General features: G+C 63.8%; 11 protein-coding genes. 4 read left to right on the top strand and 7 right to left on the bottom strand.

Translation table 11 applies throughout. The features are described 5' to 3' along the window. Position 1 precedes the first annotated feature (1 nt). The 3 genes from fhuB to K6M89_RS01445 are packed head-to-tail and all read right to left on the bottom strand — an operon-like array spanning position 2 to position 3,320. Positions 2 to 1,966, bottom strand: a complete 1,965-nt coding sequence (gene fhuB, locus K6M89_RS01455) for a Fe(3+)-hydroxamate ABC transporter permease FhuB (RefSeq protein WP_222138168.1) — start codon at positions 1,964 to 1,966, stop codon at positions 2 to 4. After that, positions 1,966 to 2,796 (bottom strand): iron-siderophore ABC transporter substrate-binding protein, encoded by an 831-nt coding sequence (locus K6M89_RS01450; protein ID WP_222138363.1) that lies wholly within the window; start codon positions 2,794 to 2,796, stop codon positions 1,966 to 1,968. The genes fhuB and K6M89_RS01450 overlap by 1 nt, the downstream gene beginning before the upstream one ends. Positions 2,797 to 2,828: 32 nt before the next feature. Further along, positions 2,829 to 3,320: a GNAT family N-acetyltransferase gene (locus K6M89_RS01445; protein WP_222138167.1), complete on the bottom strand. Its 492-nt coding sequence runs from the start codon at positions 3,318 to 3,320 to the stop codon at positions 2,829 to 2,831. Positions 3,321 to 3,484: 164 nt separating this feature from the next. On the opposite strand from K6M89_RS01445, the gene K6M89_RS01440 reads away from it, so the two are divergent. Next, complete coding sequence (locus K6M89_RS01440; protein WP_222138166.1) at positions 3,485 to 4,141, top strand: sigma-70 family RNA polymerase sigma factor; 657 nt, start codon at positions 3,485 to 3,487, stop codon at positions 4,139 to 4,141. On the opposite strand, the gene K6M89_RS01435 is transcribed toward K6M89_RS01440, so the two are convergent. The 3 genes from K6M89_RS01435 to K6M89_RS01425 are packed head-to-tail and all read right to left on the bottom strand — an operon-like array spanning position 4,032 to position 7,631. After that, positions 4,032 to 5,219 (bottom strand): PLP-dependent transferase, encoded by a 1,188-nt coding sequence (locus K6M89_RS01435; protein WP_222138165.1) that lies wholly within the window; start codon positions 5,217 to 5,219, stop codon positions 4,032 to 4,034. The two genes, K6M89_RS01440 and K6M89_RS01435, sit on opposite strands and share 110 nt — an antisense overlap. 10 nt (positions 5,220 to 5,229) lie before the next feature. Continuing rightward, the gene (locus tag K6M89_RS01430) at positions 5,230 to 6,648 is read right to left on the bottom strand and encodes an MATE family efflux transporter (RefSeq protein ID WP_222138164.1); all 1,419 of its coding nucleotides are present in this window, start codon (positions 6,646 to 6,648) and stop codon (positions 5,230 to 5,232) included. After that, a complete protein-coding gene (locus K6M89_RS01425) occupies positions 6,645 to 7,631 on the bottom strand; it encodes a GNAT family N-acetyltransferase (protein ID WP_222138362.1) in 987 nt (328 codons plus the stop codon). The genes K6M89_RS01430 and K6M89_RS01425 overlap by 4 nt, the downstream gene beginning before the upstream one ends. Positions 7,632 to 7,825: 194 nt before the next feature. On the opposite strand from K6M89_RS01425, the gene K6M89_RS01420 reads away from it, so the two are divergent. Genes K6M89_RS01420 through K6M89_RS01410 form a run of 3 tightly spaced genes read left to right on the top strand, consistent with a single transcriptional unit; the run spans position 7,826 to position 13,405 of the window. Continuing rightward, positions 7,826 to 8,044 carry an MbtH family protein gene (locus tag K6M89_RS01420; protein WP_097581147.1) on the top strand — a complete coding sequence of 73 codons (219 nt, stop codon included), beginning with the start codon at positions 7,826 to 7,828 and terminating at the stop codon, positions 8,042 to 8,044. Positions 8,045 to 8,063: 19 nt separating this feature from the next. Continuing rightward, positions 8,064 to 12,050, top strand: coding sequence for a non-ribosomal peptide synthetase (locus K6M89_RS01415; RefSeq protein WP_222138163.1), 3,987 nt, complete (start codon positions 8,064 to 8,066; stop codon positions 12,048 to 12,050). Further along, positions 12,047 to 13,405, top strand: a complete 1,359-nt coding sequence (locus K6M89_RS01410) for a lysine N(6)-hydroxylase/L-ornithine N(5)-oxygenase family protein (RefSeq protein ID WP_222138162.1) — start codon at positions 12,047 to 12,049, stop codon at positions 13,403 to 13,405. Before K6M89_RS01415 ends, K6M89_RS01410 begins: the two co-directional genes overlap by 4 nt. Here the strand turns inward: K6M89_RS01410 and K6M89_RS01405 are convergent. After that, the gene (locus tag K6M89_RS01405) at positions 13,378 to 14,097 is read right to left on the bottom strand and encodes a 4'-phosphopantetheinyl transferase family protein (RefSeq protein ID WP_222138161.1); all 720 of its coding nucleotides are present in this window, start codon (positions 14,095 to 14,097) and stop codon (positions 13,378 to 13,380) included. The genes K6M89_RS01410 and K6M89_RS01405 overlap by 28 nt on opposite strands. Between the last annotated feature and the right edge of the window lie 26 nt (positions 14,098 to 14,123).

Below are 14,123 nucleotides of genomic sequence, written 5' to 3'. Positions count from 1 at the left end.
CTCAAGGCCGCCGGCGCAGAACGAACAGCAGCATCGGCGCCCCGACCAGGGCCGAGATCAATCCCGCAGGGACTTGGTAGGGGAAGGCGATCATGCGCCCGGCCCAGTCGGCAATGACGAGCAGGGTCGCCCCAATCAGCGCAGCGGCGAGGAGCTGGGTCGAGGGACGGCGAAGACCAAACCCATGGGCGAGGTGGGGCGCCATCAGTCCGACGAAGCTCAACGGGCCGACCACCAGAGTCGCTGCTGCCGTCATGATCGCAGAGAGACCGAACAGGACGCCGCGCGCGGGAGCAATCCTGAGGCCGAGTTCGCTCGCCGTGTCCGAGCCGAGCTGCAGCAGGGCCAGCCATCTGCTGGCGAGAAAGGCCGCGATGAGACAGGCAAGCGCTATCAGCATGGCGCTTGCCGCAGCGCTGTTGTCGACGAAATAGGTCGAGCCCGACATCCAGCGGATCAGCGCCAGGCCGCGCGGATCGCCGCTTGCCGCCAGCACGCCAATCCCGGCATCGAGGATCGCGCCGAAAGCGATGCCGGCGAGCAGAACACGGTTCGGGCCGAAGCCCGAACGAGCGCTCAAGAGGAAGATCAGCAGCAGAACCGCAAGAGCGCCGCCGCCGGCAAAGGCAAGCTGGACGGTCAGACCCGGCGCGGCAAAGGCGAACATGGCGGCCGCGACACCGAGCGTTGCCCCGGCCGAAACACCGAGCACCTCGGGACTTGCCATTTCATTACCGGTCAGCCGCTGCAGGATCAGCCCGGTCGCGCCGAGCACGGTTCCGGCGCCGAATGCGGCGGCGACGCGCGGCAGGCGGAGGGGAAGGATATCATCCCACGCGGCGGCCGGCAGCCAGGCCCAGCTTCCGTCGGGCGCGCGGCCGAAGAAGATCGCTGCCGCTGCCAGCGTGGCGACCGAGAGCAACAGCACGCCAAGGGATGCCGTTCTGTTGCCGACCGAAACTCTTGGCGAAGCCGTGCCGGGCAGCGCGCGGGTTGCCGTGGCAAGGCGCGGCAGAAGCGCAATCAGGATCGGTCCGCCGAGCAGCGCGGTTACTGCCCCCGTCGGCACGAAGTCGCCGGGAGCAACGAGCTTGATCGCCTCATCGGTCAGAAGAAGAAGCCCGGCGCCGGCAATGGGCGACCAGATCAATTGGCTGACGACACGGCGTGCGCCGGCCAGCCGGACGATCTGCGGGGCGACCAGCCCGATGAAGCCGATGACGCCGACGGCACTGGTGACCAGCGCGCTCAGCGCAATTGCGATCGCCAGGATGAAGCCGCGCGACCATTTGATCGGCAGGCCGAGGCTCGTCGCGCCGGCGTCGCCGAGCTGGCTCAGCGCCAGCGGCCTCGCGGCGAGAAAGGCAAGGCCGGCGAGCAGGGCGACCTTGGGCAGCAGCGATATCGGGATCGCCCAGCTTTGCTGCGAGAGCGAGCCGGCGCCCCAGATGAAGATCCCGGAGAGATACTGATCGTTCATCAGAATGAGAATGGCCGCCGCCGCCCCGCACCACAGGCCGATGATCATGCCCGACAGGATGAGGGAAAAGGGCGAAAATCCGTGCCGGGCGCTGATCGAGAAGATGGCGAATGCGGCAACAGCACTTCCGGCAAGCGCGACCGCATCGCGGCCCCATCCCGTCAGCGACGGAAAGGCGAGCATGACGGAGACCAGCGCCAGATTGGCGCCGGCCGAGACACCGAGCGTCGTCGGCGAAGCCAGCGGATTGCGCAGCACCTGCTGCAGGATCGTGCCCGAGAGCGCGAGGGCGGCCCCGGTGATCAGGGCCGTCGCCATGCGCGGAAGCGTCGAATAGAGAAGGAGAAGGTGCTGGGCGTCGTATCCGCCTGATGCCTCCAGATGCGGCAGCGCCGGGATCAGGTCGAGGAGAGCCAGGCCGAGGCCCGAAAACAGAAGCAGCGCCGCGAGCGCGGGCGCGCCAAGGCCGGAAATTTGCGCTTTCATCAGGCGGCAGTCTCCAGAACATCGACCATCAAAGTCGAAAAGCGCAGCGCCTCCTGGACCATTCCAAACATCAGCACGCCTGGAATGACCGAAATCCGCTGCCGCCCGACGAAGGGAAGGCTGGTCCAGAGCGGGCTTTCGGAAAGCCGGGTCAGGACATCGGGCGGAAGCAGCGGCGAAACGACGACAAGATGCGCCTCTTCATCGAGTTCGGCGAGCTGTTCAAGGCCGATCGTCTGAAATCCCCAGTAGCTCGCGTCGCCTTTCCAGGCGTTCTCGAGGCCGATCCGGCGCATGGCGCCGCCGTAAAGTCCGGGGCCGCCATAGATGCGCGCATGCCTCTGGTCGATGAAATTGATGACGGCGACCGGCGGCGCGGACAGGCTTTTCATCCGGTCGCGCAGCCGGGCGAACGCGGCGTCGGCGCGGGACAGAAATGCCTCCGCTTCCCGCTGCCGCCCGATCATGGCGCCGAGACGCAGCGTTTCGGCGTAGGAGCGGTCGAGCGCCTCGCCATTCTCGGCATAGACGGTGAAGGTTTCGACCGGTGCGATTCGGGACAGTTTTTCGTCCATAGTTGCAAGAAATGGTGTGCTGAGGATGAGCGATGGCCGCAGACTTTTCAGGACTTCGAGATTGATCTCGGCGGTGGTGCCGATATCGACGACGCCTGAGGGCATCGCCGGCTCGACCACCCATTCCGGCCAGTTCCTGAGGGAGGCGATCGCGCGCGGCACACTGCCGAGCGCCAGCATCGTCGACGCCAGCCCATAGTCGAGCGAAACGATGTTGGTATCGCCGGCGCGTGCGATAGTGGGCGCGCCGGTCATAGCCAGCGCGCCGAGAAGAAAGTCTCGTCGTCTCAAAGCGCGGTCCTGCCCGGCTGCGTCTCCGTGAGCGGCTTGACCATGAACAGGCACGGATGGTCCTCATGCCAGTGTTTTGGAAAGACCTCGGCGCTGACGAATCCGGTCCGCTCATAGAAGCGCCGCGTCGCTTCGAATTGCGGCTCGTCGCGGCCGCGCGGCGCCAGCGTCTTGACCGTCAGCAGCCGGGCGCCGGAGTCATGGGCAAAGTTCTCGGCCGCATCGACGAGATGGCGCCCGGCGCCGCGGCCATGATATTCGGGCCGCGTTGCGATCAGCGCAATCTCGACGGCGCCGGGCAGGTGCGGCTTCAGGGCGATCAAGGCGGTGACGACATCCGCTTCGATATATCCAAACACCGTCAGGTCCTCGACCGCAAGGGCGCTTGCCTCGATCACCTCCGGCTCTGAAAACCAGTCGGGCAAGGCCACCATGATCGATCGGCAGAGCTCTGCCTTACCCGTCAGAATTTCAACTGTTCGTCCCATTTTTTCTCGCCTTCGTTCGGTCGATTTAAACTTGACTCTTGTTATCATCTTAAAATAGACACTGCAATCACATCGTGTAGCTTCCTTCGAGAAAGGAACGCCAAGACCGCACCGACCAGCAACGACAGAGCCTGATTTTCCATTTGTAAAAAGGGTACAGGACAATGCGAGCATCGCATCGTGATGTGAATGGAAATGCCGTGGTCAACGCCATGATCGAAAACAAGGATAAGCTCCTTAAAACGATTGAAAGCGTTATCAAATCAAGGTCATATTCTGAGGATATATTTCAGGACGGAGTGATAAAAGCTTACGGGGTCAACACCGACGACATCCGTTGCCCGATCGGTTACGCCTTCCGGATGGTGTATAATCTCGCCCTGGACGAGAGCCGCCGACGACGCCAGCAAGTGAACAACTATAGGTCGATTGACCAGGTTCAAGAAATGACGGCGCCCATCCCCACCGTTCTCGATCAACTGGTCGCCGCAGAGACCCTGCGCGATGTGCTTGCCTCGCTCGAGGCGTTGCCGAAGCGCACCAACGACGCGTTCATCCGCCATCGCCTGAACGGTGTGCCGCAGAAGGACATCGCCGCCGAACTCGGTGTCTCCAGAACCCTCGTCAACTTCATGATCAAGGCGGCGGATCAGCATTGCCACCTGGCAATCGCCGAGCCCGCCCGCCCCGATCACGAGCGCCTGCGGGATATTACCGCTTCGCGGCGTGCAGCGCCTGCTGCAAATCGCTCCACAGCAATTCCGGTTCTTCCAGCCCAACAGCGAAACGGATCGTCTGCTCGCTCACGCCGAACCGGATGAAGGTGGTCATCCGGTCAGGGATCTGCAGCGCGACCTTGGCCGGAACGACCAGCGTTTCCGGCCCTCCCCAGCTGACCCCGAGGCGGATCTCGCGAAGCGCGTTGACGAAGCGCTCGACATCGATATCGGGTGTCAGATCGAAGGCGAAGAGCCCGGCATAGCCTGACAACGTCGCCCGCCCGGGATGATCCTGAAAGGCCGGATGGCGGACGCGCGCGATGTCGGGATGCTGCTTCAGCCGATCAGCGAGCAGAAGCCCGCTGCGCTCATGCTCCTTGAGGCGCACACGCAGCGTGCGCATGCCGCGCAGCAGCAGCCACGCCTCGAAGGGCGAGAGCTTGGCGCCGACATAGGGATAGGAAGTCGAATTGATCTTCGCGATCGCCTCCTTCGTGCCGACGACGACGCCGGCGACCGTATCGCTGTGGCCGCCGAGATATTTCGAGGCGGCGTGAATGACGATATCGACGCCATGCTGGATCGGCTTCTGGAAGAGTGGCGTCGCCCAGGAATTGTCGATGATGGTCGTCACACCGGCCTCTTTCGCCATGGCCGACAGCGCCACGATGTCCTGAAGCTCGAAGATGAAGGACGACGGGTTTTCGAGATAGAGCAGCTTGGCGCCCGGCAGCGCCTTGCGCACCTCGTCATGGTCGGAGGGATCGACGAAATCGACGGTGACGCCGAGCCTGCCGAGCAGCTTCACCAGAAGACGGTAGACGTCATTATAGAGGTGGCGGACGGCAACGACCCGGTCGCCCGCTTCCACCAGGCTGAGAATGGTCGCGGTGACGGCGGCCGTTCCGCTGGAAAAAGCGCGCCCGTCTTCGGCGCCCTCGAGGCGGGCGACCAGCAGCTCGAATTCGCGGACGGTCGGATTGTCGCCGCGCGAATAGATGAAGTTGCGCGTCCGGCCGGCGAAGACATCCTCCATCGCCTCGTAGCTGTCATAGGTGAAGAGGGAGGTCTGGAAGATCGGCGGCGAGACGGCGTTGAATGCCGCCGGATCGACGGGCGTGAAGAGATCGTCGGCGGCCGCATGGGCGCCAAGGTCGCGGGGGCTGAACGACTGGTTCATGATAATCCTCTCATGGACAAAAGCTGGGATAGGGATTGAGGGCGGCCAGATCGTCCGCCGAGCGCTGCCGGAGCGCGCTGAGCGATCTCGCCAGGCAGAAGCATGACAGCAGGCCGGTCAGCGCCGAGGCCAGGAACATGGCGGCGAGCAGGCCGGAGAAGCCGAAGAAGGGTGGCAGGAGTGCAAGCAGCGGAAGGAGAAGATACCCGTTCTGCGCAAGTCCGACGGCAAGCGCGGCTTTCGGCCTGCCCTGAGCCTGGAAGAGGATCAGCACCGTCTGCCGCAGGCCGAACAGCAGGAAGGGAAGATGGGTTGCAATGATCGCCTGGCCGGCGATCGATAGCACGGATGCTTCGTCGGTGAAGAACGAGGCAAGGCGCTCGGAAAAGATGATCGCCGTCAGTCCGTAGACGCCGCCGACCGCGCTCGTGACCACGGAAAGCATGCGGGCTGCCACCAGGACCCGGGATATATCCCCGCGCCCCCAGGCAAAGCTCAGGATGGACTGCGCCCCGAGCGATATGCCGATGACCGGCAGTGCGCCGACCGCAAGCAGCCGCAAGGCGATGCCGACACCGGCAATGCCGTCCTCACCGTGATAGGTCCCGGCGACCGACAGCATCGCGGCAATCGCGCCCGCCGTTGCGAGGCTCGTCAGCGTCGTCGGCGCGCCGACCGCAAGGACCGGCTTGAGATGGCTGATATCGGCGAGTCGCCAGCCGAGTGAAAGCCGGATCGTCCCGAGCCGCCTTGCATGATAGGCGCCGTAGATTGAAAGCGCCACGAGCTGGGAGAGGATGGTTGCCATCGCCACGCCCTGCAGTCCGAGGCCGAAGCCGAAGATCATGATCGGGTCGAGAATGATGTTCAGCGCGAAGCAGGCGACCAGCGTCCACATGCTGAAGCGGGCATTGCCCTCGGCGATCGCCAGGAAATCGAGAATGATCTGCGCCATCGTCAGCGGTATCGAGACCGCGATGATGAGGAGATAGCGCTGCGCGAGCGGCTCGATCGCGGGCGTGGCGCCGAACAACAGGACCGAGGGAAAGGCGACGATCGCAATCGCGCTCGCAGCGCCGAATACGATGCCGGCGGAAAGGCTGACCGAGGCAAGGATGCTGGCTCTCGACCGATTGCCGGCGCCGAGTGCGCGCCCGACCTCGGTCGCCACACCGACGCCGATGCCTTCGCCGAAAGCGGCGACGAGCATGAGGATCGGCAGCACGATCATGATCGCGGCGATCTGGTCTTCGCCGATCATCCCGACGAAGGCCATGTTGATCGTGTGATGCGCGGCGTTGATCGACAGGCCGAACATGGCTGGCAGCCCGAGCCGCAGCAGCAGCCTGAACAGGTGCGGGCTGGCAAGATCTTCCGGCGCAAGCCGCCGTTTCCGCAGGCTGCCGCTCATTTCGCTCTTGTCGTTCATGATGCGGGCACCCAGAGATGATCGCCGAAGAAGCGCTCGCGGGTCAGCATGACGAGAAGCGCCCGCTTATGCGGAAAATCGAAATGCTTGATCTTGGCGAAGCCCGAGCGGTCGAGATTGCGGATCTGCTGCTCGTGGCTGGCGCGCGGCTCGCCGACGATGCGTTGGGTGCGGGGATCGTCGAGGAAGATGAAATGCATCAGCGAGGGAAGCCAGGCGCTGATCCATTTCTTGCCGCGATAATCGGGTTCGCCGATCGCCACATGCCATCCGCGATCATAATCGTCGGCATCGTAGAACGGCCCGAGGCGGTTCTCCTTGGCCCAGTAGACCTCGAAATAGCCGAAGGGGATATCCGCGAAACTGCCGATCAGCGGCAGCACATGCGGATTGGCGAGCCGTTCTTCCAGGATCTCGCGGTGCTTGTCGAGCGAGCCCGCATCCTCCCAGATCGTGTTGACCTGTTCGTCGTTCATCCAGCGGTGGAAGGCGGCAAGATCGGTCTCGGGATCGGCCACCCGGAAGGTGATGTCCCGCTCCAGCCAGGGAATGAACCGCTGGTAGACGGTGCCCTTCGGCTTTGCCGGCCGCCGCGGATGATAGCGGCCCGCGGTCATCTCGCGTACGGGCGGCAGCGGATAGGAGAGCTGCGGCAGCCACAGCGACGGCCATTGCCACAGGATCGCGGAATCAAGCTTTCCCGTGCTCGAAATATGTCTGGGAAGGCTTGCCTGATGGCCTTCGAAGGCGACCGACTTGAGCGAGCGATCCTCCGCCGTCACCGCTTCGGCGGCGGCCATCAGAAGCTCCGCCGATTGCGGCGGCTCGCCGTGGTAGAAGGTGACCGTTGCGACACTGGCCTCGATCTCCAAAGCGGCCTCGTGCTGTCCGTGCGCGGTCTTCAAGTGGACGAGATTGGGGGCGAGCCTGATGTAGCTCCGCGACTGCAGAGCCCGCCTTTGTTTGGCGGCGTCGAAATCCATGATGTTCTCCTTGATCGACAGTGCTCTTGACGCTGCGAGCATGAAGCCCGCTCCTGTGCCGATTTGGTAGAATGACGATCCATCTCTGGCCCGATTTAGGGTTAAGCGAAGAAAAAAATTCTCATCAATTTTCTAAACTGCAACCTGCCCGATCCGTCATTTGCGCATGACGTCAATCTCAGCAGGAGCTTCGAATGGACAATCTTGAGCCCCGCGACGATCTCTGGATCGTCGTCTACGACACCGAGCGCCACTACTCGGTCTGGCCGCAGGACAAGCGGATTCCGGTGAGCTGGGAGGCCGCGGGCTTTGCCGGTTCGCGCCAGGAATGCCTGGCCCATATCCGCGAAATCTGGACCGATCCCCGCCCGCTCTCCCTGCGCTCGGCCATGGCCGATGACGCACGTCTCTGAAAACCGTCTGGATGGCAAGATGAACAAGCAGATCACCAATTTCGCCGATGCCCGCCCGACCGACCCAGTGGACGCCCTTTTCGAGAGTTTTCCGCTGACCATCGCGCAGAAGCGCATCTGGTCGCTGGAGCAGATCGGCAATTACACCGTCTTTCCCGACCAGGTCATCGGGCTGCGGTTGAGTGCCGCGATCGACGTCGAGACGATTGCCGGCGCTTGCCGGGCGCTCGTGGCGCAGAATCCGTCGCTCGCCTTCCGTTTCCGCCGGCTGGCGGGCGGCCGCATCGAGCAATATCGCGGCGCGTCGAACGCGGTGCCGGTCGAGATCCTCGGCAAAGACGGCGCGGCCGTTTCCGAGCCCTTGGCCGCACGGAAAGCCTTCCGCGACAAGCGCTTCGATCTCTTGGAAGGCCCCGGTACACGCATCCAGATCATCCGGCTTGCCGATGGCCAGTCGTTGCTGACGATCGTGCTGCATCCGATCATCTGCGACGACCGCGAAAAATCCGTTCTTGCCGGCTCGCTGGCGCGCATTCTCGATGGCGAACCCGCCGGCGACATGCATCCGGTGGAAATTGCCGCCGGGGCGCGGGAGGCCGATTGGCTGGAGACGGATGAGGCGCGGGAAGCGCTTGCCCATTGGCGCGATGCGATCGGCCTCGACTATGCGGCCTCGACCTTCCCGACCCGCTTCAACAGCGGCGGTCTGGCCGGTGTGGCACGCGCCGAACATCGGTTTTCGATCGAGCCCGACCTCTGGGGCAGAATCGAACGGCATGCGAGGGGGAAGGGCGTTCAGGTCGAGCGCGTGCTACATGCCGCTTTCTGCGCTCTGCTGGTGCGCTACAGCGGCAACTACGCCTTGCTGACCGGCCTCCTCGTCGCGCGGCCGCGCACCGAACATCTCGCCAGCCGCGGCCGCGCCGAGCAGGTTCTTCCCCTCGTGCTTTCGCTGACATCCAGGCATACTCTCGACGACGTCGTCGCGGCGATCTCGTCGGTGACGGAGGAGGGGCTTGCCCGCCTCGTGCCGCTGGAGCGCATCACGCAGGAGCTGGTCGTCGACGAAGCCGCCGCCCAGGAGGCCGTGGTCAAGGCTTTGTTCGAATTCCGCGAGCCTTATCCCGTCGCAAGGCAGGCGACGAACCTGGAGCCTTCAGGCGCACGCGCCGACAGCGAGCTTTCCCTGGTGATCGAGGCGCGTGCCGATGGCGCCGCGCGCGGGCTGATCGATTATGCCGGGGATCTCTATGACGGGGTCCTGATTGCCCGTGTCTCCAGGCATTTTTGCCTGGTGCTGGAGCAGATCGTCGCGAGGCCGGATCTCAGGATCAAGGATATCGAACTCATGGGCAGCGACGAGCTCGACTGGCTGTCGGCGCCCTATGAGGATGACGTCGTCAACGACGACAGGCCGGTGCACGAGCTGATCTCGGCCCATTCGCGCCGCACGCCCGACAAGACCGCGATCGTCTATGGCGACGAGGAATGGAGCCATGGCTGGCTGGAGGCGAGCACCAACCGCCTCGGACATCGGCTGCGGCAGCTCGGCGTTCGCGCCGAAGTGACGGTCGCGATCTTCATCAAGCGCTCGCCAGAGGCGATCGTCGGCATCCTCGCGACGCTGAAGGCCGGCGGCGCCTATATTCCGGTCGAACCAGACCATCCGCCCGCGCGCAACCACCACATCCTGCGCGACGGCGGCGTCAAGATCGTGCTCACCCATAGCTGGCTGCGCCACCGCCTGCCGGAGGAGCTCGACGCGACCGTCCTCGAACTCGACAAGCTCGACCTCGACGGCGAGCCGGATGCGCCGCTCTATGTTCCCACGCACAAGAACCAGCTCGCCTATGTCATGTACACCTCGGGATCGACGGGATTGCCGAAGGGCGTCGCCGTCGAGCACGGGCCGCTGACGCACCATCTGCAGAATACCTCGCGTGTCTATGGCATGAGCGCGGAATCGCGCGAGCTGCCCTTCCTGCCCTTCAGTTCGGACGGCGGCCATGAGCGGTGGATGAACCCGCTGATGGAAGGCGGCAGCATCATTCTTCCCGACCAGCCGCTGTGGACGCCGGAAGAGACGCTGACGGCGATGCGCAAGCATGGCGCCAACAATGCGAGCATCCCCACAACCTATCTGCAGCAACTGGCGGAATGGGCCGATATCACCGACGGCGCGCCGCCGATGCGGCTCTATTCCTTCGGCGGCGAGGGACTGGCGCAGTCGACCTTCGATCTTCTGTCGCGGGCGCTGAAATCGGAGTGGCTGATCAATGGTTACGGACCGACCGAAACGATCATGACGCCGATGGTCTGGAAGGTCAGGGCCGGTACGAAGTTCCAGGGCGTCTATGCCCCGCTCGGCCGCGCGGTAGGGCTGCGGCGTGTCTATGTGCTCGACCCCGACCTCAACCTGTGCCCGATCGGCGTGACCGGCGAACTCTATATCGGCGGCGAAGGCATCGCGCGCGGTTATCTCGGCAAAGCAGATACGACGGCGGACCGCTTCGTCCCCGACCCATTCTCTAGGGAAGGCGGCCGGCTCTATCGCTCCGGCGATCTGACGCGTTGGCGTGAGGACGGCACGGTCGAATTCGTCGGCCGCGTCGATCACCAGGTCAAGCTGCGGGGATACCGCATCGAACTCGGCGAGATCGAAGCCGCACTCCTCCAGCAGCCCGGCGTCGGCGAAGCCCTGGTCGTGTTGCGCGATGACGATGCCGGCGGCGAAAAGGCGCTGGTTGCCTATGTCGTTCCGAAGAAGGATGAGAGGCTGGACATCGAGACGGTCCGCGCCGGACTCGAACGCAGCCTGCCATCCTACATGGTGCCGGCCGCCGTGGTCGAACTCGAGAAGATGCCGACCAATCCGAACAGCAAGCTCGACCGCTTCGCGCTGCCGGCACCCCAGCCGGTCAAACGCGCCATCATCGAGCCGGCGACTGCGCTCGAAGAGGCGGTGCTGGATGTCTGGCGCCAGGTTCTCAAGCTGGAAGCGATCAGCGTCGAGGACAATTTCTTCACGATCGGCGGCAATTCGCTGGGTGCGATCCGCATCCTTTCGCTGCTCCGGCAGCGCCGGCCGAAGGTTCCGCTGACCGTCGCCGATATCTTCAACAACCCGACCATTCGCGCCTTTGCCGGCGTGATGGAGCAGGGGGAGGAGCGGGATCTCTCCGAGGTGATCGTGCTGCGCGCCTCCGGCGCCAAGCCGCGGCTCTATTGCTTCCCGGGGCTTCTGGTCAGCACTCGAGAATATGTGAAGCTCGTCGATTATCTCGGCGCCGACCAGCCGGCGACCGGCTTCATTTGCCATTCGCTTTCCGAGAAGAAGGAAGTCGGCGCGCCGATCGATGAGATCATCGAGAGCTATGTCGATTATATCAGGACGCATAGCAAAGGCGCGCCCTGCTATTTCCTCGGCTGGTCCTGGGGCGGGCTTCTCGCCTATGAGGCCGCCCGTACCCTCGGCAACGAGGTCGACGTCAGGATGATGGCGATGGTCGACGTTTGCGATCTCGGCTCGGAATTCGCGGTCGGCGCCAAACCGCGCTTCCGGCCCGGCGAACGCGATGCGCTGCATCGGGACGTGCAGGCATGGCTGCAGAAAACGGCGATGCGCCCCGAATGGGACCGGCTGCTTTCAACCATGGACGCGGATACTTACGAGCAGTTCCTGCGCTTCGTCGGCGACGAGAAGGATCCGCTTCCGACCGACGGGCCTGATATCAGCAGCCGTGAGCATACGTTCTGGGTGCTGATCGACAATGCCCTGATCTTCCGCAAGCATCGGCTCGTTCCCCATGACGTGCCAATCTATCCCTGGGCGGCCGATGACAGCCTCAACCGCGGCCTCAACCTGATCGATTGGCGCCGCCTGTCGCCGCGGGCGCGTGCGGCCGAAATCATCACCGGCACCAACCATCTGCACATGATCGGGTCTCCCGCCTTCCACTCAAGGCTTGCCCTGCGTCTCAAGGAAACAGAGAAGGATAACGCATGACCGTCGCTTTCACCCGCAGGGATGCCCTCAACGAGCCGCTCGAACTTGCCGGCATCGGCATCGGTCCCTCCAATCTGAGCCTTGCCTGCCTGCTGGAATCCGTGCCCGAAGTGCGCAGCCGCTTCTTCGAGCGGCGGGGTTCCTTCGATTGGCATCCCGGCATGATGATGCCCGGCGTCGAGCTGCAGTCGTCCTTCCTGAAGGACCTCGTCACCCCGGTCCTGCCGACAAGCCGCTGGTCGTTCGTCTCCTATCTGGTGGCGCATAAGAGGCTCTACGCCTTCCTGAACGCCAATTACGAAGCCGTTCCCCGGCAGGAATTTGCGAGCTATCTCGCCTGGGTCGCCAACGGCGTTGACGGCTTGCGTTACGGAACGGACATTCGCGATGTCGAGCACCGCGACGACCGCTTCGTTCTGCGCTTCGACAACGGCCAGGAACAAGCGAAGAACCTGGTGATCGGCACCGGATCCTCGCCCTTCGTGCCCGACTGGGCGATACCCTTCCTTGGGCCTGATTGCTTCCACAACAGCGAGGCCAAATCGCGTCTCAAGGATCTTCGCGCCGCCCGCATCGTCGTGGTCGGCGGCGGCCAGAGCGGCGGCGAGGTGGTCGAAGCGCTGCTTGGGGATGCCAGCTCGATGAAGGAGCTGACCTGGATCAGCCGGCGCCACAATTTCGAGCCGATCAACGACACGCCGTTTTCGAACCAGGTCTTCTCGCCGGAATATGTGCAGGCCTATCTGAAACTTAGCGGCGAGCAGAAGCAGGCGGCGCTGAAGAACTCGATCCTGACCAGCGACGGCCTGTCGATTTCGACGATCCACTCGATCTACCGCCGCCTCTACGCGCTGCGTTATCTCGAGCCGAGCACGCTGAATGCATCTCTGTCGCCGAACCGCGATGTGATCCAGATGGAGCGGAACGGCAATGCCTATCGGCTGATCGTCCGCAACCACTTCGACGGCGGGATCGAGGTGCTGCATGCCGATGCGGTGGTGCTGGCAACCGGCTACAGGTTCCGTTTGCCGGATGCGCTCGGATCGCTCAGCGAAAGGATCAGCCTCGACAGAAACGGCTATCCCACCTTGAACGACGACTACACGATGCAGTGGACAGGCCCGAGGACCAACCGGCTGTTCGCACAGAATGCCGGCCGATACTCGCACGGCATCGCCGACTCTCAGCTCAGCCTGATGGCCTGGCGCAGTGCAAGCATCGTCAACGCGCTTCTCGGCCGGCAGCATTTCGATGCCGAACCCGACAATGCACAGCTGGTCTGGGCGACGGAGGCAGCTTCAGCCATGCCGCATCAGCTCCGGGCCGGCTATTCGGACGGCATGCTGTCATCCTGAAACGTCAGGACATGAATGCCGGGGGCGCCGGATTGGGAGCGGACGGCCAGCGCGACGACGTGCTGGCTGCCGCCCTCGATCAGACTATGATGCCATTGCCGGTCCGGTTCGCCGCTCTCAACCATGACAGGGATGCCGTCCTGCCAGGAAAAGGCGACGCTGCGGGGATCGTCGCGCAGGCCCACCCCGAGTGCCTTGAGATGGCTCTCCTTGAGCGCCCAAAATGCAACGGCTGCCCGCGGCCCTTCGCCCGCAGGCAATTGATCGAGCCAACGCCTTTCATCCGGACTGCAATAGCTTCCCAACGCCGCCGCTTCGATTTCGGCGTCGGCGCGTTCACAGTCGATGCCGATGCGCTCGCACCCTGAAGCGATCGCGAGCGCCACCAGCCCGTCGGCATTGGAAAGGCTGAATTGCAGCCCATCATGACCCGCGACCTTCAGCTTGCCGTATGCGTCCGCCACCAACACGAGCTTGTCAGGCGGAGTTTCCGTATGCACGCCCAGCCGTTGCCGCAGCAGATACCGGCCGGCAATGAACGAGGTCCGGTCCCGTTCGAACCGGTAGGTCGCGGCGCGCTCCCGCTCATTCGATGAAAGAGATCGCATCCAGCGCTTCTCATCGCCTTCGTTCTGCGGATATTGCCAGAGCGCGACATCGATGGCGGCCGCTTGATTATCTGTTTGATGCATCAGGCCAGTATGCGTACCGCGGACCG

This window comes from Rhizobium croatiense (genome assembly GCF_019793465.1).
Lineage (GTDB): Bacteria > Pseudomonadota > Alphaproteobacteria > Rhizobiales > Rhizobiaceae > Rhizobium > Rhizobium croatiense.
Note: the sequence above shows the minus strand (reverse complement) of the source record. Positions and strands in the feature narration are given on the sequence as shown.